Annotated in this window: 23 protein-coding genes; 12 read left to right on the forward strand and 11 right to left on the reverse strand. The window is 66.1% G+C overall.

Translation table 11 applies throughout. The features are described from left to right. Positions 1 to 25: 25 nt before the first annotated feature. Together EKH81_RS06990 and EKH81_RS06995 are read right to left on the reverse strand one after the other, a co-directional pair. On the reverse strand, positions 26 to 1,858 hold the full coding sequence (locus tag EKH81_RS06990) for a DNA polymerase/3'-5' exonuclease PolX (protein WP_132057445.1): 1,833 nt from the start codon (positions 1,856 to 1,858) through the stop codon (positions 26 to 28). Between the two features lie 162 nt (positions 1,859 to 2,020). Then, entirely contained in the window at positions 2,021 to 2,389 is a 369-nt protein-coding gene (locus EKH81_RS06995; protein WP_132057446.1) for a hypothetical protein, read from the reverse strand. A gap of 338 nt (positions 2,390 to 2,727) precedes the next feature. Here EKH81_RS06995 and EKH81_RS07000 point away from each other — a divergent pair, with 338 nt between their 5' ends. After that, on the forward strand, positions 2,728 to 2,934 hold the full coding sequence (locus tag EKH81_RS07000; protein WP_238392137.1) for a helix-turn-helix transcriptional regulator: 207 nt from the start codon (positions 2,728 to 2,730) through the stop codon (positions 2,932 to 2,934). Positions 2,935 to 2,979: 45 nt separating this feature from the next. Here EKH81_RS07000 and EKH81_RS07005 read toward each other — a convergent pair whose 3' ends face one another. Both EKH81_RS07005 and EKH81_RS07010 read right to left on the reverse strand, forming a co-directional pair. After that, on the reverse strand, positions 2,980 to 3,423 hold the full coding sequence (locus tag EKH81_RS07005) for a DUF5788 family protein (protein ID WP_132057447.1): 444 nt from the start codon (positions 3,421 to 3,423) through the stop codon (positions 2,980 to 2,982). Between the two features lie 57 nt (positions 3,424 to 3,480). Further along, positions 3,481 to 4,404 carry a cell division protein CdpA domain-containing protein gene (locus EKH81_RS07010; protein WP_132057448.1) on the reverse strand — a complete coding sequence of 308 codons (924 nt, stop codon included), beginning with the start codon at positions 4,402 to 4,404 and terminating at the stop codon, positions 3,481 to 3,483. Positions 4,405 to 4,589: 185 nt separating this feature from the next. Between EKH81_RS07010 and EKH81_RS07015 the strand changes: the two genes are divergently transcribed. From EKH81_RS07015 to EKH81_RS07035, 5 genes are all read left to right on the forward strand, one after another. Further along, positions 4,590 to 4,997, forward strand: coding sequence for a hypothetical protein (locus tag EKH81_RS07015; protein ID WP_132057449.1), 408 nt, complete (start codon positions 4,590 to 4,592; stop codon positions 4,995 to 4,997). Between the two features lie 342 nt (positions 4,998 to 5,339). Further along, positions 5,340 to 6,635, forward strand: a complete 1,296-nt coding sequence (locus tag EKH81_RS07020) for an MFS transporter (RefSeq protein ID WP_132057450.1) — start codon at positions 5,340 to 5,342, stop codon at positions 6,633 to 6,635. Positions 6,636 to 6,802: 167 nt separating this feature from the next. Next, positions 6,803 to 7,822 carry a signal peptide peptidase SppA gene (sppA, locus tag EKH81_RS07025; RefSeq protein ID WP_132057451.1) on the forward strand — a complete coding sequence of 340 codons (1,020 nt, stop codon included), beginning with the start codon at positions 6,803 to 6,805 and terminating at the stop codon, positions 7,820 to 7,822. A 52-nt stretch (positions 7,823 to 7,874) separates the two neighbouring features. Continuing rightward, on the forward strand, positions 7,875 to 8,132 hold the full coding sequence (locus EKH81_RS07030) for a DUF5789 family protein (protein ID WP_132057452.1): 258 nt from the start codon (positions 7,875 to 7,877) through the stop codon (positions 8,130 to 8,132). An 88-nt stretch (positions 8,133 to 8,220) separates the two neighbouring features. Beyond that, positions 8,221 to 8,535, forward strand: a complete 315-nt coding sequence (locus EKH81_RS07035; RefSeq protein ID WP_132057453.1) for a transcription factor S — start codon at positions 8,221 to 8,223, stop codon at positions 8,533 to 8,535. 220 nt (positions 8,536 to 8,755) lie between these two features. Here the strand turns inward: EKH81_RS07035 and EKH81_RS07040 are convergent, their stop codons facing one another. From EKH81_RS07040 to EKH81_RS07055, 4 genes are all read right to left on the reverse strand, one after another. Further along, positions 8,756 to 9,562 carry a formyltransferase family protein gene (locus EKH81_RS07040; protein WP_132057454.1) on the reverse strand — a complete coding sequence of 269 codons (807 nt, stop codon included), beginning with the start codon at positions 9,560 to 9,562 and terminating at the stop codon, positions 8,756 to 8,758. A 107-nt stretch (positions 9,563 to 9,669) separates the two neighbouring features. Next, complete coding sequence (locus EKH81_RS07045; RefSeq protein ID WP_132057455.1) at positions 9,670 to 10,392, reverse strand: tRNA (adenine-N1)-methyltransferase; 723 nt, start codon at positions 10,390 to 10,392, stop codon at positions 9,670 to 9,672. Then, positions 10,389 to 10,775 (reverse strand): nascent polypeptide-associated complex protein, encoded by a 387-nt coding sequence (locus tag EKH81_RS07050; RefSeq protein WP_132057456.1) that lies wholly within the window; start codon positions 10,773 to 10,775, stop codon positions 10,389 to 10,391. Before EKH81_RS07050 ends, EKH81_RS07045 begins: the two co-directional genes overlap by 4 nt. A gap of 382 nt (positions 10,776 to 11,157) precedes the next feature. Next, a complete protein-coding gene (locus EKH81_RS07055; protein WP_132057457.1) occupies positions 11,158 to 11,703 on the reverse strand; it encodes a PUA domain-containing protein in 546 nt (181 codons plus the stop codon). A 160-nt stretch (positions 11,704 to 11,863) separates the two neighbouring features. Here EKH81_RS07055 and EKH81_RS07060 point away from each other — a divergent pair, with 160 nt between their 5' ends. Beyond that, positions 11,864 to 12,034, forward strand: coding sequence for a hypothetical protein (locus EKH81_RS07060; protein ID WP_162224514.1), 171 nt, complete (start codon positions 11,864 to 11,866; stop codon positions 12,032 to 12,034). A 10-nt stretch (positions 12,035 to 12,044) separates the two neighbouring features. On the opposite strand, the gene EKH81_RS07065 is transcribed toward EKH81_RS07060, so the two are convergent. Further along, complete coding sequence (locus EKH81_RS07065) at positions 12,045 to 12,542, reverse strand: LabA-like NYN domain-containing protein (protein WP_132057458.1); 498 nt, start codon at positions 12,540 to 12,542, stop codon at positions 12,045 to 12,047. 359 nt (positions 12,543 to 12,901) lie between these two features. Here EKH81_RS07065 and EKH81_RS07070 point away from each other — a divergent pair, with 359 nt between their 5' ends. The 3 genes from EKH81_RS07070 to EKH81_RS07080 all read left to right on the forward strand — a co-directional run bounded on the left by EKH81_RS07070 (position 12,902) and on the right by EKH81_RS07080 (position 16,372). Further along, entirely contained in the window at positions 12,902 to 14,134 is a 1,233-nt protein-coding gene (locus tag EKH81_RS07070; protein WP_132057459.1) for a digeranylgeranylglycerophospholipid reductase, read from the forward strand. Positions 14,135 to 14,288: 154 nt separating this feature from the next. Continuing rightward, complete coding sequence (locus EKH81_RS07075; protein WP_238392138.1) at positions 14,289 to 14,891, forward strand: TetR/AcrR family transcriptional regulator; 603 nt, start codon at positions 14,289 to 14,291, stop codon at positions 14,889 to 14,891. After that, positions 14,888 to 16,372, forward strand: a complete 1,485-nt coding sequence (locus EKH81_RS07080; protein WP_132057460.1) for an MATE family efflux transporter — start codon at positions 14,888 to 14,890, stop codon at positions 16,370 to 16,372. The genes EKH81_RS07075 and EKH81_RS07080 overlap by 4 nt, the downstream gene beginning before the upstream one ends. A 9-nt stretch (positions 16,373 to 16,381) precedes the next feature. Here EKH81_RS07080 and EKH81_RS07085 read toward each other — a convergent pair whose 3' ends face one another. Together EKH81_RS07085 and EKH81_RS07090 are read right to left on the reverse strand one after the other, a co-directional pair. Next, positions 16,382 to 17,932 (reverse strand): AMP-binding protein, encoded by a 1,551-nt coding sequence (locus tag EKH81_RS07085; protein ID WP_132057461.1) that lies wholly within the window; start codon positions 17,930 to 17,932, stop codon positions 16,382 to 16,384. Then, positions 17,925 to 18,758 carry an alpha/beta fold hydrolase gene (locus EKH81_RS07090; RefSeq protein ID WP_132057462.1) on the reverse strand — a complete coding sequence of 278 codons (834 nt, stop codon included), beginning with the start codon at positions 18,756 to 18,758 and terminating at the stop codon, positions 17,925 to 17,927. Before EKH81_RS07090 ends, EKH81_RS07085 begins: the two co-directional genes overlap by 8 nt. Before the next feature lie 88 nt (positions 18,759 to 18,846). Between EKH81_RS07090 and EKH81_RS07095 the strand changes: the two genes are divergently transcribed. Next, positions 18,847 to 19,248 (forward strand): MaoC family dehydratase, encoded by a 402-nt coding sequence (locus EKH81_RS07095; protein WP_132057463.1) that lies wholly within the window; start codon positions 18,847 to 18,849, stop codon positions 19,246 to 19,248. A gap of 39 nt (positions 19,249 to 19,287) precedes the next feature. Beyond that, positions 19,288 to 20,499: a DUF7827 domain-containing protein gene (locus EKH81_RS07100; RefSeq protein ID WP_132057464.1), complete on the forward strand. Its 1,212-nt coding sequence runs from the start codon at positions 19,288 to 19,290 to the stop codon at positions 20,497 to 20,499. Positions 20,500 to 20,511: the final 12 nt, after the last annotated feature.

Consider the following 20,511-nt stretch of genomic DNA (forward strand, 5'->3'; position numbering starts at 1 on the left):
GCAGGATTCAGCAGGTGTCGGGCGATTAGTGGAGGAACTTGGCCACGCGGTCGGCGTCCCGCGCGTTGAGCACATCGTCGGTCTCGGCCCACCCACGCCGGGCGGTGTGGACGCCGTACCGAATGTTGCGGAACTCGGCGGGCGAGTGGGCGTCGGTGTCGATGGCGACGGTCGCGCCCGCTTCGACCGCCTGCTTGACCGCGCTTCCCCAGAGGTCGAGGCGGTGGGGATTGCTGTTGATTTCGAGCGCGGTGTCGTGGGCGGCGGCCGCCGCCGCGACTTCGTCCACGTCGAACTCCAGTCCGGGCCGACCGTTGAGGATGCGCCCGCTCGGGTGACCGACGATGTCCACGCTCGGGTGCTCGATGGCCGCGAGTAGCCGGTCGGTCGCGTCGCCTTCGAGACCGCTGTGTGGCGAGGCGACCACGCAATCGAGTTCCGCGAGCAGGTCGTCGGCCACGCTGATTCCGCCCTCGGCGTCGATGTTGGCTTCGACGCCCGCGAACACGCGGAGCGGGAGGCCGTCGGCGAGTTCTCGAATCTCGGCCAGCTGCTCGCGGAGTTCGCCGTCGTCGAGTCCCACGCCGCCGACCATCCCCGGCCCGGTGGCGTGGTCGGAGACGCAGATATACTCGTGGCCGAACTCGGCGGCGGCCTCGGCCATCGCTTCGATGGAAAGGTCGCCGTCCGACCACTCGGTGTGGAGGTGGAGGTCGCCCCGAATTTCGCCCTCTTCGAGGAGGTCGGGCAGATTTCCGGATGCGGCGGCCGCGATTTCCCCGCGGTCCTCGCGCATCTCGGGCGCAATTAGGGGGAGGTCGAGAGCTTCGTACATCCCCTCCTCGGTGTCGCCCGCGACTCGTTTGCCGATGCGCTGGCTTCCGTCGGACTCGTCCGACGACGTTCGCGAACCGTCGGTTCCCTCACCCGCGTCCGGGTCGTCTACGTCCGACACGCCGTCGGACTCGTCCGACGAGCCGTCCGAGCGTAGCTCGGAAACGTCGAACGCGCCGTACTCGTTCAGCTTGAGGCCGCGCTCGATGGCGTAGTTCCGCAGGCGAACGTTGTGCTCCTTGCTCCCGGTGAAGTACTGGAGCGCGCTCCCGAACTCCTCGGGCACCACGACCCGGAGGTCCACGCGCTGGCCGTTCGAGCGCACGCTGGCCTTGTCGCTCCCGGCCTCGATGGTCTCGTCGGCGCGGTCCCACTCGGTGAACGCGTCGATGACGGCTTGGCGGTCGTCGGTCCCGACCAGCACGTCGATGTCGCCGATGGTGGGCTTCCAGCGCCGGAGCGACCCCGCGAGTTCGCACCGGCCCGCCTCGGGGATGGTCTCGAAGAATTCGAGCGCCTCCTCGCCCACCGGTCTGGCGTCGCCGAGGAGTTCGCGCTCCTGCGATTGGCGGGCGAACGAGATGCCCTTCAGGATGTTCTGCTCGCTCTTCTCGCCGTAGCCCGAGATATCCCGAATCTTGCCCTCGCGGGCGGCGTTTTCGAGGTCGTCTAAGTCCACTACGCCGAGTTCGCGGTAGAGGTCGCCGACCGTCTTCGGGCCGACGCCCTCGACGCTCGTGAGTTCGGCGATTTCGACCGGGAGGTTCTCGCGCTCGTCGTCCAACTGCTCGAAGGTGCCGCGCTCGACGGCCTCCGAGACTTTCGCGGCGATGGAACTCCCCACGTCGGGAATCTCCTGAATCGCGTCGGTCCCGCGCTCGGCGAGCGATTCGATGGCCACGGGGTGGTCGCGGACGCTCTCGGCCGCCCGCCGGTACGCCTTGGGCTTGTAGCTCACGTCCTGGGCTTCGAGCAGGTCGGCGTACTCCTCCAGCAGACTCGCGACCTCGGCGTTCCGTCTCATGGTCGATACTTCGGAATCCGGGCTTATCAGTTGTCGGTCGGCGGTCCTGTGTGCGTCAAAACCGACGGCCTCGGCGAGCAGAGCGACGGCCCCGACCTTCGTCTCTCCGAAAGAGTGGTGCCGTCTTTCGTGCGGACGATGCGGGCCGTGACGCAGACGTTGTCAGTTATCGAACTTTCCCTCGGCTGCATCAGCGGCGACGACAAGCCGGGCGGCTAAGTCGCGGGCGTTTTCGGGATTTAGGCCGGTACCAACCTCTATCGGGCCAGATGTCCACTGGAGACCGACGCCACTCCAACCGTTCTCCTCGTAGACGCCTTCGACTTCGAGTGGCCCGTCGTTCATGTCCGCCGTAATGTTGACGTTGTTGAGACCGCCAGAAACGGACCCGCAGTCGGTGACTGAGTACGTCCCGTCGTTCGTTACGTTCCGGTCCTCGATGACGGTATCCGGGTCAATCGTCTCGGTGGATGTCGTTTGTGGGACTGCGGCGAGTGCGGTAGCCGTCGTGAGGAACTGACGGCGCTGCATCACAACCCCTCCGAGGTACGGTCGCGTGCCTTGATTAGTCTCAAGAGCGCGAAATTAGGCTCACTGTTTTCGGTGTCCGATTCTCTTGCTGTGCCGGAATCCTGAAGTCCGGTGGATGTCTTCGTTGACATGCTTCGTCTCGTGGCGAAGCACGGTCGGGCGTGCTCTAACACGCCCCGGCCACCTTTTGGCCGGTGTCCCGCGCTTCTCGTTACCTACTGTCGTCGTCGTTGACTTATAATTTACTACTAGTTAATGTAGGTGGTAGAATTTATAGATTATGTACAATAGCATATCCGGAATACCTATGTTTATAGTCAGACATAGAAACAACAACAATGAAAGCGGAAGAGCTGATTGAGAGCGACAAGAAAATTTTGGAGCAACTCCGAGACGGTCGATGCACACCGGCCGCTCTCGTTGACTGGACTGGTCTATCCAAGCAAACCATTCATAACCGATTGAACGTTCTCGTGGCAGCCGAGCATGTAGAAAAGGTACACGAGAGTGGACTCTACGAGTTGGTTGACGACCCACAAGGGTGAGTTATCTCGGCGAATGGCCCATCGGGTTCGAAATTCCGGGGAGAGTCAGTAGCCGCCCCGACGGCTCTTGCTCGCGTCGTCGTGACCGAGCGCCTGCTTGAGAAACGACATCCACCGCTTCTGGTCGGCGGTCTCCTGGGCCGCGATTTCGCGTTCGAGGTCGGTCTCCCCGAGGCTTTCGAGCGCGTTGAGCGCCCGGTCGATGCCCACGATGGCCCGGACCAGTTCCTCGCCCTCCTCGCGGGAGATGTCGGCCTCCTCGATGCGCTGCTTGCGCTGGATGCGCTCACGCCGGAGGTTTCGCTTCGCCTGCTCGACCCGGTCGCGCTCGCCCGACGGAACCGTGTCGCGGCGCTTGATTTCGAAGACGAACTCCCGGAGGTTCACCGTCTCGTCCTGCACGTCGATGGTCTCGGGGATGTCCGCGCCGACGGTCGCACCCTCGCGCTCGACGCGCTCGATTAACTGCTTGCGTTCGTACTCCTGCACGCTTCTCACTCGGTGGCCGAGGGTCAAAAATCTGTATCCGTGCGCCCCGAACCGCGCCTAATTGTTCGGTTCCCACTCCTCGCAGGCGTCCATGTCGTCCATCGTGCGGCCGAAGTAGCCACACCGGGGAGTCATCCCCTCGCTCGACTGGACGTACTCAAAGTACCGGCAGTTACCGCAGTAGGTGTCGGTGGTGCGCTGTCGGGGCGGGTCGGTGGGCGCGTCGTCGAGCGGCGAGCGGATGTCGTTCGTCGCGGTGCCGCCGTCGCTGGTCGGGGTCGCGCCGGGACCGGCGTCGGCGGGCGCGTTCGTCTGCGTCGGCGTCTCGCCGTCGGGGGTCTCGCCGAAGAAGCCCACGCCGCCGAGTCCGGTCGTTTGTCCGCCCGACTCGCCGGGGGCGGCGTCGGCCAACTCGGTCCGGAGCGCGCGGAGGTCGTCCAACTGGTCGAAGTCGGCGAGTTCGTCTTTCCCGACTTCGAGGGTTCGGACCTCGCCCTCGCGGGTGATTTCGAGCGTGACCGTCCCGCCGGGGTCGTTTCGCGTCTTGAAGTTGGCGACCGCGACGAACAGACACCAGAAGGTGACGAGGACGCCGAGGAAGTACACCGCGGCGACCTGCGCGGTGAGGTCCGCGCCGTAGCCCGCCCAGTCTTGCGGGTAGGCGTAGGTGAACAGCGCGACCCCGAGGACCGCGATGCCCGCGCCGATGGCGGCCGCAGCGCGCACGCGCTGGCTCGCGGGCAGGACGGTGAACACGCCGACGAATACCGCGGGGACGCCGAGACCCGCGAGGACCCCCGCGATTTCGCGGGCCTGCCACCATTCGAGACCGAACGCGGTGTACGCGTCGGTCGTCGAGACGACGATGCCGACCACGACGAGAAGCGCCCCGGCGACGAACAGGCCGACTCCGAGATAGAGTCGCGGAAGGCTCCCCACCTCGCCGACGTTCTCCTCGTAGGCCTCCGCGAGGCTTGTCATGTGCGTGCCATAGTGCCCCAACAAGTAAACGTTGCGTCAGACGCTCGCAAGATGGTCGGCGAGGTGTCCGGTTCGAAAAATTCGGAACTTTGTCACCTCTCCCGCGAGTTCGAAACGCCGGTCTCTCGACTCCGTCTCGTGACTGAGACACCACGCTTTTCCACCCGGACCGCGAACGCCGACGCATGGCAGACGACGAACCAACCGACGACACCGAAGCCGAGTCCGAGAACGGCGAGGAAGAGAAGTCGTTCCGCGAGCGCGTCGAGGAGATTCGAGAGAAGCGCGCCGAGGAGGGCGAGGGCGACGACGACCGCCGCGAGAAGATGGAAGAGATGATGGGCGGCGGTGGCGGCCCCGGCGGGATGGGCGGCGGCAACCCCTTTGCCCAGATGATGAGCGGCATGATGGGCGGCGGTCCCGGAGCGGGACCGGGCGGCCCCGGCGGGGCACCGGGCGGTCCCGGCGGCAGACCCGGCGAGAGCGAGAGCGCCGGTAACGAGGAACTGGTCCGCGAGGTCCGACAACTCCGCGACGAAGTTCGGGACGCGACCCGACAGCTCCAGCGCATCGCCGACGCGCTCGAAGACTGAGTCGATACGCGGGCGTCGTTTTTTGTGGAGGCCGTCCCACGGAGAGTGGCATCGCGGTCGGGTCGAACGTCGGAGGAATTTCCGACCGGTTCGGCTTCCGTAACTCTGCCGCGACACGGTCCGGGCCGATTCTGCGCGGCGCGGCCGCGCAGAATCGGCCAGAACCGAACGGCTCCGACTCGGCCGAAACCGCCTCAATCGGCGATTCGAAAGCTCTACTCTCAAAATTTATCGAGCGGATGCGCCCGCCAGTCGTAACCGCTATGCGACCACTTTCCCGGCGTTCGCGTTCCGGTACGAGTGGATTTATTAGCGTCAGTCGCCCGATTTCGAATCGTAACAGTGGCCGACTCGACCGGTGGCACTCTCCATCTGTTCAGGAACCGCGAGTTCGTCGCGCTCGCCAGCACCTCGTTCGCGCGGAGTCAGGCCTACTCCACGATTCTCATCGCGCTGGCGCTTTACGCCGACATGTTCCAGACCTCCGGCACCGTCGAGGGCCTCTTTGGCACGGCGTTCGCGGCGGTCCAGTTGGTCATCGTCCTGCCGCTCGGTCGGTACATCGACCTCAAGGACTCGAAGAAGTTCCTCCTCGTCGGCCTCGCGCTCAACGTCGCGGTGTTCGTCGGGTTCATGTTCGTCACGACGGTCGAACACGTCATCCTGCTCCGGGCGGTGCAGGGACTCGGCGCGAGCATCCTCTGGCTGACCGGGACGACTGTCGTCGGCGAAATCAGCCCCGAAGAGTCCCGAGGACTGTGGATAGGCTCGTACAATCAGGTCGGCGCGTTCTCCAGCCTGTTCGGCGACGTGTTCGGCGGGGCGCTGCTGTTCGTCTACGGCTTCCACGAGACGTACGCAGCGCTCAGCCTCGTCACCGTCGGCGCGTTCGTCTCGGTGTTCGTCTTCCTCCGGGACAATCCCGGCGGGACCGCCGACCCCGAGGAGGCGTCGGGCTACGAGACGATTCGGGACCTGCTCGACCGTCGGGCGATTCAGGCGCTCGTGTTCTTCCGCGGGTCGTTCAGCGTCGGCAAGATGGCGGTCATCATCTTCCTCCCCATCTACGCCCGAACCGGGTTCGGCATCAATCCCTTCCTCATCGGCGGCATCATGGCGGGCGGAAAGCTCACCAAGGGACTCACGCAGGGGTGGGTCGGCGACTGGACCGACCGGGTGGGCGACAAATCCCGGTTCATCCTCGCGGGCGCGCTCGTCTACGCGCTCGGGACCGCGCTCATCCCGATGGCGGGGTTCGCCGAGGGGTACGTTCCGGGCGTGACCCTCGCCGCCTTCGGCCGGGAGATGGCGCTCCCCGGAGCCTTCTTCGTCCTCTTTGCGGCCTATGCCGTCCTCGGAATCGGCGACAGCCTCCGGCTTCCGGCGAGCATGGCGCTGTTCGTCGAGGAGGGCGAGTACTTCGACGCCGTCGGGTCGAGCCTCTCGCTCCGGTCCATCGCGTGGAAGGTCGGACAGGTCGGCGGCCCGGTCCTCGTGGGGGCCATCTGGGACGCCACTTCGGTCCTCGTGGCGTTCTGGACCGCGGCGGGGTTCATCGTGGTCTCGACGGTCACGTTCGCGTGGCTGTTCGGCACGGAGGCCGCGCCCGAAAACGCGACTGGCGTCCCGAGCGACTGAGACGCCGGCGCGGCCGAACGGCCGGTACGGAACCGAGCGGGACGACAGTGCAGAACGATGGCGAGTGCGCCGAGCGGCCCGCTCGGCGCACTCCCCGCATCCGAGCGAAGGCTTAACGGGACGCGGCGTGACAGTCGCTCGTATGCAGAGTATCGAGGTGGGACGCGGTGGCCGATAGCTCGCGGGGTGTCCAAGTAGTCGTCGTCCTCGTCGGCGTCGCGCTCGCGGTCGGACTCGGGTGGTTCCTGTTCGTCGTCGTGCCCGGCGGGAATCTCGCGCGCCTGCTCGGGGTCACACTCGCAGTTCTCACGGGCGTCGTCGGCGCGCGACTCGCGGGCCGAATCGCGGCGAGTCGGTTCGCCGAGTACGACGTGGCCGAGGTCGCGGTCGAGGGACCCATCACCCGCGACGGCGGCGGTCGCGGCCTCCCGGCCAGACCCGGCGGGACGCCCGCCGACGACATCGTAGAGCAAATCGAGAACGCGGACGAGGACGAGTCGGCGCGCGCACTCCTGCTGAGGCTCAACACCCCCGGCGGCGAAGTCGTGCCGAGCGACGACATCCGACTCGCGGCCGAGCGGTTCGACGGCCCGACCGTCGCCTACGCGACCGACGTGTGCGCCTCGGGCGGCTACTGGATAGCCAGCGGCTGTGACGCCATCTACGCCCGCGACGGCAGCATCGTCGGAAGCATCGGCGTCATCGGGTCGCAGGTCAACGCCGCGAAGTTGGCCGACAAGGTCGGTCTGGAGTACGAGCGACTCGCCGCGGGCGACTACAAAGACGCGGGGAGTTCGCTGAAGGAGATGACCGACGACGAGCGCGAGTACCTCCAGGGAATCATCGACGGCTACTACGAGGAGTTCGTCGAGCGCGTGACCGACGGCCGGGAACTCAGCGACGAGCAGGTCCGGGACACCGAGGCCAGAGTCTACCTCGGCGAGGACGCCCTGAGCATCGGTCTCGTGGACGAACTCGGAACGAAGGAGGCGGTGAAAGACCGCCTCGCCGCCGACATCGGCGAGGACGAGGTCGAAGTCCGGGAGTTCGAACCCCAGCGGAACGTGATGGAGCGACTCCGCGGTGGCTCGCAGGCGCTCGCGTACGCGCTCGGTGCGGGCGTGGCGAGCGCGCTCGTGGGCGAGGACGGCAACCGCGTGGACGGCTTCGAGTTCAAGCTTCGATAGCGCGACCGGGTCGCGACAACACCTAAGGAGCAGGTCGTCGTACGACGGTGGCATGGCACGAGAGGTCAAACTCAGCCGCGTCGATTCGGTGCTGACCGAACTCTCCTACCCCGCCAGCAGGGAGACGGCGGCCCGCGAGTTCGAGGACGTGACCGTGACGTTCTCCGACGGGGAGGCCAATCTGGGAGAACTCGTCGCCGAGACGCCGGCCGACGAGTACGAGTCGTTCGAGGAGTTGCGCGACGAAATCAACAACACCGTGCCGCGCGAGGCGGTGGGCGAACCCTATCAGTCGGAGGGCGAGGGGTGACTGAGACGCGCTCGGTTCGCCCGTTTCGGGCGAACCGAGCGACGAAACAGGGGGCTTAACTGCCCACGACGGCTACGGCGCGACACGAATGGAGTTCTGTGACGAGTGCGGTTCGATGATGAAAGCCGAGGAGGAGCTGTGGGTCTGCGGGAGCTGTGGCTCCAAGAAACCGAAGGACCCCGACGCGAGCTACGTCGTGACCGAAGACCAGGAGGTCAGCGAAATCATCGAGTCCGGCGACGGAGAGAACAGCCCGCTTCCCACTACCGACGCGTTCTGTCCGGAGTGTGGCAACGACCGCGCCCGGTGGTACATGCAACAGATTCGCGCGGCCGACGAGAGCGAGACGCGATTCTTCATCTGCACCGAGTGCAGTCACAAGTGGCGCGAGGACGATAACTAACAACCTTTTGCTGCACTCAGAAGCCCGAAGCCGTCGGCTTCGGGCTTCTTCGCTGGCAAAACGTTGATGAAAAACACGGCGTCACCTCCTCAGTCAGAATGCGGCGGCGAAGCCGCCGCATTCTTCCTTCGAAGGTTCCTTGGTCCGCTCCTCCCTGCGGTCGTCGCGGTGGATTGCGGTGTCCCTTCGTGGAAGGTGTCGCCGAGCGACGAGTGTGAGGTCACTCCACGACCTTTCGCGCCCGGCCCTTCCCCTCCTTCAGGACGTACTTCAGCACGTCCTCGCCCTCGGGAATCGAGTAGAGGTCGCCTAATCCGTCGGGCGAACGCGGTTCGAACCCCGACGCGACGTTCTCGACGCCCTTCCCGAGCAGGTCGTCGGACGCCTCGAACAGCCGTTTTCGAACGTCGGGCCACGTCCGGGCGTCGGCGATGTCCACCGGTTCGTAGGCCACGATTTCGCCGCCGTCGAGCGTCTCCGAGAGGCGCTGGAGCGTGACGCCCGCAGTGTCCTCGTCGTTGAGAAACTCCCAGAAGCCGCAGGGCTGGCCGCGGTACTCCCGGAGGTCGCCGTGGTGGAAGCTCAGGACGCCGTGTTCGGGCGCGTCGAGCGCTTCGCCCTTGAGGATGCCGAACGCGAACCGCACCCCCACGTCGGTCGCTTCGAGCGCCTCGACGCCCTCGGCGGGGAGGACGTTGCCGAAGTCCGAGGCGGGTTCGGGTTCGCATCGGACGACTTCGGGGTCGTCGAGTCCCGCGATGGAACCGAGTTGTCGGGGTCGGAAGTACTCGGGCAGGCCGCCGAGTCGGAGCGCCGCGCCCACCGACGACCAGAGCGGATTCTCCTGGACGCGCCGGACGTAGTCGCTGGCGTCGCGTTCGCCGACGCCCGTTCCGCCCTCTTGGACAACGATGTGAGTGACTCGCGCGCCCGTTCGGGCGACCATGCGTTCGACCGCGCGCGCCTGCCACGCCGGAACGTCGAACCCCCGGACCAGTAGACCGACCTGTAGCTGTGTCGCCGTCATGGTGAAATCAGCAACTGTTCGCCCGAACGGCCGGGGCGGCCTTTGTTATGGGCAACCTATCGTCCGTCTCCGGACACGTTTCCGGGAGAAGCGTACCGGGAGCGGCGCTACGTTCGACGCCCGAACGTCAGATAGCCCGTGTGACCCACGCCCGCAGTCGAGGGTCGCGACCCTCGCTCGTCGAAGTCCATCCGGCGCTGGATGGTTTCGAGGGTTCGAACGTCCGTCAGGCCGACTTCGCGCGCGGCCTCGACCGTCTCGCGGGTCTGCTCGACGAACGGCGAGTACACCGCGACGAAGCCGCCCGGCACCAGCAGGTCCGGCGCGCGCGCGACCACATCAGCCGCGTCGGCGGTGTCGAGGGTCAGCACGTCGAACGCTCCGAGGTCGTCGAGGTGGTCGAGCACGTCGCCCGCGCGAACGTCCACCGCGTCGGCCACGTCGGCCAGTTCCATGTTCTCGCGCGCGACACCGGCGAATTCGGGGTCCTGCTCGAACGTCGTGACCTGCGCGCCCATTCGACCGAGGTACGCCGACAGCACGCCGGTCCCGGTTCCGGCGTCGAGGACGCGGTCGCCCGCCGCGACGCCGGTGTGGCCCACGATGAGACCCACGTCGCGGGGCATCATCGGCGCGCCGGTGCGCTCGAAGTGATTGAACAGGTCGGGACCCCTGAGACCCCGGACCTCGAACGGTTCGCCCAGATGGGTCTCCAGCGTCTCGCCCGGCGTCACGTCCTCGGGCACGTCCAGCACGCCGAGGTCGGTCTGGAGTTCCTCGCCGGGTTCGCGGAGGTACTCCCGGTCGCCGTGGACCAGCAGGACCGTCACTCTAGGCGCTCGACTGCGGCCGCGAGGTCGCCGTCGGTCGCTTCGAGGGCGTCTCGGGCTTCGTCCTCGCTCGCGCCGGTCCGCCCGGCGACGATTTCGACGTCCGAGTCGGGGATATCGCTCCCGCCCGCGTCCTCCTCGTCACCGCTTTCGACCGCGCCAGCGGTCGAGTCGCGAGTCTCGGGGTCGCCGACGACTTGGTACGTCTGCTGGCCGCGAGCGTCCATCACGGTGATGTCGGGACTGTCGAACACCAACTCCTCGCCGTCGCTCGTGCGGATGACGACTTCCTCGGCGTCGAGTTCGTCCACGTCGATACCCATCTGCTTCATCATCTGCTGCATCTTGCGCGGATCTAGTCCGCCGCCGCCTCCTCCGAACATACTCGAACCGTCGGAAGCCGAGAGGATAAGCGTGTTGGACCTCGTGTCCGAATTCGGATACACGAACGCGTCCGCTTGTACGATATTGGGTTAGAAAACTCCCGCCCGGTCGCTTTGCACCACAAACACTGGAATCTAAAACAGCCAGAAAGCCCCCGCCTGCTCGCGGTCGCTCACCGACATATTCGGCGCTCTCCGCGCCGGAAGACAAACCGCGTCTTCCGAGGTCACCCTCGCTCCGCTCGCGTGACCACCGCCCGCGCCGAATAGGGGTCGCTGAGGCGACTGAACTGCACGCGAGCAGGCGGCCCCTTTCAGTCCCAACCACGGTGGGCTGACCCATTAGCCCTTTCCCGGTGGAAGGCCGAATCGGCGCGTGAATCTACTCGGCGTCGCCCGCGCCCTCGCGGACCATCACCGCCATCCCGGTGTCGAAGTCGGCCATCGCGTCGGCGGAGAGTTCCGCCCGGCCGACCGCGAGCAGGCGGCCATCGTCGTGGACCACCGCGACCTCGTCGCCGGGTCGGATTTCGGAACCGACCGCGGCGACGAACTTGGCGAAGACGTTCTTGCCGTCGCGGACGAACGGTTCGCTCTCGTCGCCGACCACCACCCGGCCAGCGGGCGATTCGAGCGCCTCCAAGAGTCGCCGACCGCCCGCGAGACCGAGCGTGAACCGGCCGTCGGTGGCGTAGGTCACGACCCGACCCTCGTCGGCGATGACCTGCTGTGGACGGCCCGACGACGACCGCTTCACCTCCAGCGATTCGTTCTCGGGGAACAGCGCGATGCCCGCGCCCGCGCCGAACTGGTAGTCGGCGGTCGTCCGGAGCGCGGGGAGACCGGCCGCCGAATCGGACGCGGCCGCCGAACCTCGCGGGCCGTCCGCGCTTCGAGACTCTCGTCGCTCGTCGTCGCTCGCAGTCATTGGCTCCGGGTTCGGGTCGCCCGGCGAAAAGGCTTCGCTCTCTCCCGCGTTATGAGATACCATTGACCGTGATAGGTCCTGTCTATTTAATGTTTAATCATTAATCTCTCTGGCGGGGACGGTGCGATTTATGCTCCTTGAGCCACTACCGACTGGTACGATGAAATCGAAACTCGGTGCGTTCCTCCTCGTGGCGGCGGGAGTGCTCATCTTCGCCGTCGCGGGCGAACAGACGCTCGTGAACAACGCCCTCGCGGCCGTGGCGACCCTCGGCCTCGCGGCGGGCGCGCTCCTGCTCGGTACCGCTGGCGAAGAAGGCCGCCCGGTGTAATCGGGCCGGTCTACAGCAGAAACGTCTCGGGCCGCTCGGACATGTCCACGAACGTGTCGGCGGCCTGAATCAGCTCGTCGGACGTCGATTCCTCGAAGCTCACCACTTCAGTTCTGACTCCCTCGTGGCGGAGGTGCGAACAGAGCCGCGAGAAGTCGCCGTCTCCGGTACACAGCACGACCGTATCGACGTGGTTGGCGAGCGTCACCGCGTCGAGGCTCATCCCGACGTCCCAGTCGGCCTTCTTCGAGCCGTCGCCGAACGTCTTGAGCTCCTTTATTTTGGTCTCGAAGCCGATGTCGGCCAGCGCCTCGAAGAATCGCTCCTCGTCCGGGCTGTCGGCCTGAATCACGTAGGCGATGGCGCGCGTGAGCTGACGGTCCTGTGCGGACTTTTCCAGGAGGGCGGAGTAGTCGATATTCCGACTGTAGACGCTCTGAGCGGTGTGGTAGAGGTTTTGGGCGTCGGCGAGGACCGCAACCCGCTGGTGGGGGTGAATTTCCGTCATGGACAAGGTTCGAACCGCCTGCGGTAAAAAGCTCCGCGTTCGGGGAGTGTCGAAAGTCACGAACGACCGCCGATTGGTTTTGCCCGCGACAGTCCGACATAATTGGCGAGCCAGCGCGTTTGCGTCCGTTTTTTATGGGAGTGGCGTTTAGTCGCGGTAGAGATGACTGCGGACGAATATGACATTCTCGTCGGGAGAGACGCGGGAGGTCCCCTCACCCCGACGACTCCTTCGACTGCGGGTTTCGACGCCGACCGACGCCGCGGAACGAGCGACGGCTCGTTCGCCACCGACCCGCCGATTCGACCCGCCGAAACAGGAACGGACACGCCGGACTCCACCCCTCCCGAGGCGACGCCATGACCGACCGTTTCGACGTCATCGTGGCTGGCGCTGGCCCGGCGGGCGCGCAGTGCGCCCGCGACATCGCTCGACGGGGCTACGACGTCGTGGTCCTCGAAGCCGAGGAGGAAGCCGAGTTCCCGCGCCAGAGCAACAAATCGACGGCCGGGACGTTCCCCTCGATGATGACCTCGTTCGGGATTCCCGAGGACGTGGTGATGCAGTACACCGAAAACGTCGTCCTCGAATCGCCGAACGAGCACTTCGTCCAGTACCAACCCGGCGCGGTGCTCGAATTCGGCGACTTCAAGCGGTATCTAGTGAAAGACGCCCGCGAGAAGGGCGCGGAGTTCAGGTTCGACGCCCGCGTCTCGAAGCCGATTATGGAGGACGGCGACATCGTCGGTGTCTGGTACGGCGGGAACCAAGAGGTGTACGCCGACATCGTGGTCGATGCGACCGGTCCGGCCGCGCCGCTCGCGAAGAAACTCGGCGTCTGTGACTTAAAACGGAAGCATCAGGCCATCGGCGTCGAGTACGAGATGGAGGGCATCGAAATCGACCGCGAGGGGTACGCCGACCTCCACGACGCGATGATGCTCCGACTCGACCACGAACTCGCGCCGGGCGGCTACTCGTGGATTTTCCACACCGGCGGGGACACCGCGAAGGTCGGCCTCTGCTACATCCAGAACGAGGCCCACCGCGACTACGCCCGCGACGGGATGGGTATCGACGACTACCTCCACCACTGGCTCGACACCGACCCGCGATTCGAGAACGCCGAGCGAATCGAGGGGAAGGTCCACCGGGGGTCGGCTCACATCCAGATGCCGACCGACATGAGCACGGACAACTTCATGGCGGTCGGCGACACCGTGCCGTCCATCGACCCGCTCTGGGGCGAGGGCATCCACAAGGGGATGCAGTCGGGACGCATCGCGGCCGCGACCGCCGACCGGTGTCTCACGCCCGACGACCCCGACACCTCGGCCGAGGCCATGTCGGTGTACGACGAACTCTGGCACACCAGAGTCGCGCCCAAGATGCGGACGCGCCTCCTGATGACTCAGCTCCTGTATCTCGCGCCGAACGAGCGCTACGACCAGCTGATGTCCGACCTGAAGCGCGTGGGCTTCGACACCCTAAGCAACGCGAACGCCGGGGACAAGCGGGCGCTCGCGAAGCTGTTCCACCTCAGCGACGTGCCGCTGTTGATGCGGTTCGCGCGCGAACGACTCGCCGAGTAGCCCGGTTTCGTCACCGTTTTACCGAAACCCCTTTTATCGGACTTTTTCCCCGCCGGACGACTCCGGACGGAGTCGTCCGGCTTCGCAACGTATTTGACTGACCGGCCAGTTAGTTACGACAGCTACTGACTGACCGGTCAGTCAACCACTCACCATGACCGAGACACCGAACGAACTCATGCGGGCGACGTACACCGCGCTCTGCAAGCGCGGGTACGCCTCACTTCGAATGCAGGACATTGCCGACGAGTCCTCGAAGAGCAAAGCCACCCTCCACTACCACTACGAGAGCAAGCGCGAACTCCTCTCGGCGTTCCTCGACTACCTATACGACGGCTTCGCGGAGCGACTCGACGACCTCGACGGCGAACGCCCGGTAGACCGACTTCTCGCGCTGGTGGACGTGGTGTTGACTCCGCGCGACGAGGACACCCACCGAGGGTTCCAGACCGCGCTCCTCGAAATTAAGGCCCAAGGACCCTACGACGACCAGTTTCGCGAACAGCTTCTGCGGTTCGACCGACTCCTCCACGACCGATTCGAATCGCTGCTCGAAGCCGGACAGCGCGACGGCGACGTCCGCGCCGAGGTGGACCCCGACGAGACCGCCGACTTCTTCGTGACCGCGGTCAATGGCGCGCAGACCCGGTACGTCTCGGTCGGCCACCCGGTCGAGCGCGCACGCGACTCGCTCACCGATTACGTCACCCGGCAGTTGCTCACCGACGCGGCCACAGACCGGGTGGTGTCGGAGTGAGCATCCGAGACCACCTCAGCGCGGTGTTCAAATCGCCCGAGGACCTCGACCTGACCTCCGGCGGCATCGCGAAGCCGCTCGTCTACCTCTCGATTCCCATCGTCATCACGAACCTGTTCCAGACGGTGTACAATCTCGCGGACACCTTCTGGCTCGGCCAGTACGACACCACCGCGCTCGCGGCCATCAGCTTCGCGTTCCCGATGGTGTTCCTGCTCATCGCGCTCGCGCTCGGCCTGTCGGTCGCGGGGAGCGTCCTCGTCGCCCAGCACGTCGGCGCGGGCGAGGAGGAGCAGGCGGAGTACGCCGCCTCGCAGACGATTTCGTTCACCGTGGTCGCGTCGATTTTGCTCGGCGGCATCGGCTACCTGTTCATCGAGGAGTTCCTCGCGCTGATGGGCGCGTCCGAGAGCATCGTCCCGCTCGTGACCGTCTACATGGAGGTGTTTTCGCTCGGCCTGCTGTCGGTGTTCGGATTCGCGGTGTTCATCGCGCTGATGCGCGGGTACGGCGACACCGTGACGCCGATGGTCGTGATGTTCGGGTCGGTCGTCCTCAACATCGTCCTCGACCCGTTCTTAATCTTCGGCTTCGAGAGCAACCCCCTGTTCGGCTACGTCGGCCTGCGAGGACTCGAAGGCCAACTCCTCACGGCCACCGGCTACACCGGCTCGGGAATGGCGGGCGCGGCCATCGCCACCGTCCTCTCGCGGACGCTCGCGCTCGTGGTCGGACTCGTCATCATGTTCCGCGGGAATCGCGGGGTCCGGATTCGGCTCTCGCAGATGCGCCCCGACTTCGGCTACGCCCGGCGACTCGTCGGCATCGGCCTGCCCGCCTCGGTCGAAGGGACCGGACGCGCGCTCTCGGTCAACCTCATGCTCGTCATCGTGGCCGCGTTCCCCGAGACGGTCATCGCGGCGTTCGGCATCGGGACTCGGGTGTTCTCGGTCATCTTCCTGCCCGCCATCGCGTTCTCGCAGGGCATCGAGACCATGACCGGCCAGAACATCGGTGCCGGGAAAATCGACCGCGCCGAACGCACGAACCACTACGGCGCGAAGGTGATGCTCGTCGGTCTCACCGGTCTCGGTGCAGTCGTGTTCCTCGTGGCCGAACCCGTGGTCGGCGTGTTCACGACCGACGCCGAGGTGGTCGAAATCGGCGCGACGTTCATGCGCTACACCGCGCTCACGTTCGGCTTCATCGGCGTCCTCCGAGCGTACAGCGGCGGCTTCCGCGGGGCCGGAAAGACGCTCATCGCCGCGGCCATCTCGATTCTGACCCTCGGCGTGATTCGGTTCCCCATCGCGTGGGTCGGCGCGGACCTGATGGGGTCGAACGGTATCTGGGTCGCGTTCGCCATCTCGAACGTCGTAGGCGGCGTCATCGGCTATCTGTGGTTCCGGCGCGGAACGTGGCGCGACGCCGACCTCACCGGGAAGTACGGGACCGAATCCGCCGCGCCCGGCGACGACTGACACACGCGCTCAGTTCCCGTCACCGAACTCCTCTTCGACGGCCTGCCGGTCGATTTTCGACGGTCCCGAGGTCGGCATCTCGGCGACGAACGCGAGGTGTCGGGGTCGCTTGAACCGCGCGAGCCTGCCGTCCAAGAAATCGGTCAGTTCGTCGAGGGTGAGCGACTCGTCGCCCTGCACGACCGCCTTACCGACTTGTCCCCACTGGTCGTCGGAGACCGGAATCACGACGACCTCATCGACCTTCGGGTGGTCCGCGATGCGGTCCTCGACTGCGGGCGGGTAGACGTTCTCGCCGCCAGAGACGTACATGTTCTTCTTCCGGCCCTCGATGTAGACGTAGCCCTCCTCGTCCCGGCGGGCGAGGTCACCGGTCGAGACCCAATCGCCGAACGTTTCCTCGGTCTCGGCTTCGTTGCGCCAGTAGCGGTCGGCGGCGTGGGGACTCGCGAGTTCGAGTTCGCCGATTTCGCCCGGCGGGAGTTCGTCGCCCGATTCCGAGACGATGCGCGCATCGACGTGCATCGCCGGGACGCCGACGCTGTCGGCCTTCTCGCGGGGCCACCCGTCGGGCATCGTGAAGTTGTTCGGGCCGCACTCGGTCAGGCCGTAGCCCTGCGAGAGGTCAACGTCGCGGTCCCACCACGCGTCCATGACCGCCTCCCTGCAAGGGCCGCCGCCCGACTTGGCGAATCGCAGACTGGAGAGGTCCGTAGTCTCCCAGTCGTCGTGGGCCGCCATCATCCGGAGGACCGCCGGAACCGCGACGAGAACGGTCGCGTGCTCGGATTCCACGAGGTCGAGGACCTCCGCGGGTTCGAACTCGCGGGCGATGACGACGGTTCCGCCGAGGTGAAAGAGCGGCACCGTGACGACGTTCCACCCGCCGGTGTGGAACATCGGGAACACCATCGGGGTCGCGTCCTCGGGCCGAAGCCCCCACGCGGTGATGGTGTTGAAGGAGTTCCAGAGAATCGAGCCGTGGGTCACGACCGTCTCCTTCGGGACGCCCGTCGAACCGCCGGTGTGGAGAAACAGGTGCGGGTCGTCCATCGACACGTCAGCGGTCTCGACCGCGGACGTGTCCTCCGGAAGGTGGTCGGGCCACGGTTTGTAGCTGTACTCGGCGTCGTCCGAGAGCGACAGGACGGCGCAGTCGAACGCCCGACGCTCGCGGGCGAGCACGTCGCGCGCGAGGCCCGAAAACGGCTCCTCGACCACGAGGAGCGACGGCTCCACGTCGTTGAGCATCTCGACCAACTCGGCCGGGGCGAGTCGGTGCGACAGCGGCGCGAGCACCCCGCCGGTCTTCGCGGTGGCGAAAAACAGGTCCACGAGTTCGGGCCGGTTCCGCGAGAGGACGGCGACGCGGTCGCCGTCCTCGACGCCTCGCTCGCGGAGGAGTCGCGCGACTCGATTCGCCCGCCGGTCCAACTCGGCGTAGGTGAATCGGTCGCCGGTCGTGGCGTCCACGAGTCCGACGGTGTCGGGCGAGAGTTCGGCGCGCTTGCGACTCCACGCGCCCACCCAGTCGTAGGGCCGGTCGTCGTGGCTACGCATCGGTCAGAAATGCCACGAGTCGGTCGTTCACGTCCTCGGCGCGCTCGATGAAGAAGAGGTGCGAGCCGTCCTCGAAAATCGCGAGCTGACTGTTCGGTAGGTCGCGGTGGAGCAGGTCGCTATTCTCGACCGGAAGGACGCGGTCTGCGGTCCCGTGGGCGAGAAGGACCGGCACGTCGATGTCGGCGAGGCTATCGCTCGCGTCGAACGCCAGCACCCCCGAAGCTTGGGCCTCGCGGGCGGTCTCGGAGGCGTCGCCGTCGAGTCGCCAGTCCACGATGTCGTCGATGAGGTCGGGATTCCCTCTCCAAAAGTCGTCGGTCATCGCGGGCTTCATCTTGTATCGGATGGCCTCGCGCTCGTCCGCATCCTCGGGCACGTCGAACATTCGGGCTTGGGTCTCCGCGGGCACGTCGTGGGACTCCTCGCCGCCGGGCGAGGTGCAGAGCAGGGCGAGGCTCTCGCCCCGGTCGTAGTCGAGCGCGTACTGCTGGGCTATCATGCCGCCCATGCTCGCACCGACGACGTGGGCGCGCTCCGCGCCCGCGTCGTCGAGGACGGCTTCCAAGTCGCTGGCCATCTCCGCGACGGAGTACGGTCCCTCGGGAGCGTCCGAGTCGCCGGTCCCGCGGTTGTCCCACACCACGACCCGGAAGCCCTCGTCGGCGAGCCGGTCGCGTTGCCACCGCCACATCCACCGGCCGTAGCCCAGTCCCTCCACGAGGACGACGTACTCGGCGTCGGCCGCGGCCGCGTTCGTCTCGGCGTCAGACGGCTCTTCGACCTCGTAGTAGAGCGAGATTCCATCGTTGTCCGCATACGGCATGACTCAATCCACGGACGGTCCCGCCTTCAAAACCCCGTTTCACATGTTAACCCCCGGATTGATTCGTCGCGCGAGACGACTCCCGTTCATGCCAGTCGCAACCGTCGAGGACACCGGGGAGGCGACCCTGACCGTCACCGAGGAGACCATCGACGCCTACGCCGACCTCGTGGGCGACGACAACCCGATTCACCGCGACGAGGAGTACGCGAGCGAGACGATGTTCGGCGGCCGGGTCGCTCACGGGATGCTGACCGCAGGCGTCGTGAGCGCCGCCTTGGCGGATTTGCCGGGCGACATCGTGTATCTCTCGCAGGACGCCGATTTCGAGAAGCCGGTGCGACCGGGTCAGACCGTGAGAGCGACCGCGACCGTGGTCGAGGAGTTAGGAAGCGACAGGCTTCGAGTGCAGACGATTGCGGAAGTAGAGGGTGAGCAGGTGCTTTCGGGGACGGCGGTGGTGTTGTCGCTCGCTCACGAGGCCGAGTGAGACAGAAGATATTTTCCGAATTAGTTAGAACACGGATACATGTCCGCCCTCCACCGACGATTACTCACTTGCGTCGCGGCGATAGCGATAGTGGTTGCCGCGAGCGCCGCGCCGGTTGGCGCGGCGCTCGCAACCGACGGCGACCCGCGCGTCGAGTTCGCGCAATCGGCCATTTACCACGAACAGCGCGGCGACGCAGTCGAAGTCGGTGTCCGACTCTCCGAAACCGACGCCGCGACGCTCAGAATCGGTTCCCCGGACGAGCGACACTTGGCGACCGTCACCGCGCGAGACGCCGACGGTGACGGCAGAGTGACGGTGCGGTTCGACACGTACGACGGGACGTTCGAGGCGACAGGCGAGGACACCGTGGCGGTCCGCGAGCGGTCGAACGCCTCGACGCCGGTCGCGACCGACAGTTACGACCTCGAACTCTGGTCCGGAAACGCGACCGACGGCGAGGCCGCGACCGCCAGTCGGCTCACCCTGAACGAACGAAGCACCGACGACCTTCGAACGTGGGTCGCGCCGGAGTCGGTTACGCTGTCGAATCTGACCGAGGTTCGTTCGGCTAAAACTTCGGGAAATCTCACCCGGTCCGAAAAAGTCGCCCGAAACGACACGCTCGTGCTCGAACTCCAGGCGTCCGGGCTTGGAGGCGCGCTGGCCGCACGGAACGACTCGAACGCGACCGCGCGGTTCTTCGGACTGGTCGAAGACGGGGCGCTCGGCCTCGAAGTCCGACAGATAAACCCCGGGCCGTCGTTCGAGCCAGCGGAAATTCACCTCGCGCCCGACTCGACCCACGTCGTCGTCGACGCTCGGAACGACACCTACTACCTCGTCGCCGACCTCCCCGACGCGAACGTCACCGGCGGCTTCAACGACGGCGAACTCAACGCGGGCGACGTGTACCAAGCGAACGTCTCGGTGGCTGGGTCGTCCGCGCTCGCGTCGAACGGGACCGAGTCGGTCACGACGGAGTTCGAGGTGGTCGAGTCCCGCGAGGAAGTGGCCGATGCGGCGACTGCGACACCGACGACTGCGGACACGACGACCACGACCCCGACCACCGTGGGCCCGACCACCGTTACTTCGATGGCCGTGACAACCGAATCGCCGACTGCGACCACCGCCACGACCGAAACGACCGCTCCCGAAACCGAAAGTGAGGTTCCCGGTTTCGGCGTCAGCGCGGCGTTCGTCGCGCTGGTTGCAACCGCGTTGCTCGCACAAAGGCGGCGAAAATAGAAACGAGAGTCG

Origin of the sequence: Halorussus amylolyticus, from assembly GCF_004143485.2 — an archaeon.
Taxonomy (GTDB): domain Archaea; phylum Halobacteriota; class Halobacteria; order Halobacteriales; family Haladaptataceae; genus Halorussus; species Halorussus amylolyticus.

What these genes read in the sequence shown, in the direction of transcription:
- EKH81_RS06990 (WP_132057445.1), bottom strand. Translation starts at nt 1,858, where the DNA reads ATGAGACGGAACGCCGAGGTCGCGAGTCTGCTGGAGGAGTACGCCGAC.
- EKH81_RS06995 (WP_132057446.1), bottom strand. Translation starts at nt 2,389, where the DNA reads ATGCAGCGCCGTCAGTTCCTCACGACGGCTACCGCACTCGCCGCAGTC.
- EKH81_RS07000 (WP_238392137.1), top strand. Translation starts at nt 2,728, where the DNA reads ATGAAAGCGGAAGAGCTGATTGAGAGCGACAAGAAAATTTTGGAGCAA.
- EKH81_RS07010 (WP_132057448.1), bottom strand. Translation starts at nt 4,404, where the DNA reads ATGACAAGCCTCGCGGAGGCCTACGAGGAGAACGTCGGCGAGGTGGGG.
- EKH81_RS07015 (WP_132057449.1), top strand. Translation starts at nt 4,590, where the DNA reads ATGGCAGACGACGAACCAACCGACGACACCGAAGCCGAGTCCGAGAAC.
- EKH81_RS07030 (WP_132057452.1), top strand. Translation starts at nt 7,875, where the DNA reads ATGGCACGAGAGGTCAAACTCAGCCGCGTCGATTCGGTGCTGACCGAA.
- EKH81_RS07035 (WP_132057453.1), top strand. Translation starts at nt 8,221, where the DNA reads ATGGAGTTCTGTGACGAGTGCGGTTCGATGATGAAAGCCGAGGAGGAG.
- EKH81_RS07040 (WP_132057454.1), bottom strand. Translation starts at nt 9,562, where the DNA reads ATGACGGCGACACAGCTACAGGTCGGTCTACTGGTCCGGGGGTTCGAC.
- EKH81_RS07050 (WP_132057456.1), bottom strand. Translation starts at nt 10,775, where the DNA reads ATGTTCGGAGGAGGCGGCGGCGGACTAGATCCGCGCAAGATGCAGCAG.
- EKH81_RS07055 (WP_132057457.1), bottom strand. Translation starts at nt 11,703, where the DNA reads ATGACTGCGAGCGACGACGAGCGACGAGAGTCTCGAAGCGCGGACGGC.
- EKH81_RS07060 (WP_162224514.1), top strand. Translation starts at nt 11,864, where the DNA reads ATGAAATCGAAACTCGGTGCGTTCCTCCTCGTGGCGGCGGGAGTGCTC.
- EKH81_RS07065 (WP_132057458.1), bottom strand. Translation starts at nt 12,542, where the DNA reads ATGACGGAAATTCACCCCCACCAGCGGGTTGCGGTCCTCGCCGACGCC.
- EKH81_RS07070 (WP_132057459.1), top strand. Translation starts at nt 12,902, where the DNA reads ATGACCGACCGTTTCGACGTCATCGTGGCTGGCGCTGGCCCGGCGGGC.
- EKH81_RS07075 (WP_238392138.1), top strand. Translation starts at nt 14,289, where the DNA reads ATGACCGAGACACCGAACGAACTCATGCGGGCGACGTACACCGCGCTC.
- EKH81_RS07085 (WP_132057461.1), bottom strand. Translation starts at nt 17,932, where the DNA reads ATGCGTAGCCACGACGACCGGCCCTACGACTGGGTGGGCGCGTGGAGT.
- EKH81_RS07090 (WP_132057462.1), bottom strand. Translation starts at nt 18,758, where the DNA reads ATGCCGTATGCGGACAACGATGGAATCTCGCTCTACTACGAGGTCGAA.
- EKH81_RS07095 (WP_132057463.1), top strand. Translation starts at nt 18,847, where the DNA reads ATGCCAGTCGCAACCGTCGAGGACACCGGGGAGGCGACCCTGACCGTC.
- EKH81_RS07100 (WP_132057464.1), top strand. Translation starts at nt 19,288, where the DNA reads ATGTCCGCCCTCCACCGACGATTACTCACTTGCGTCGCGGCGATAGCG.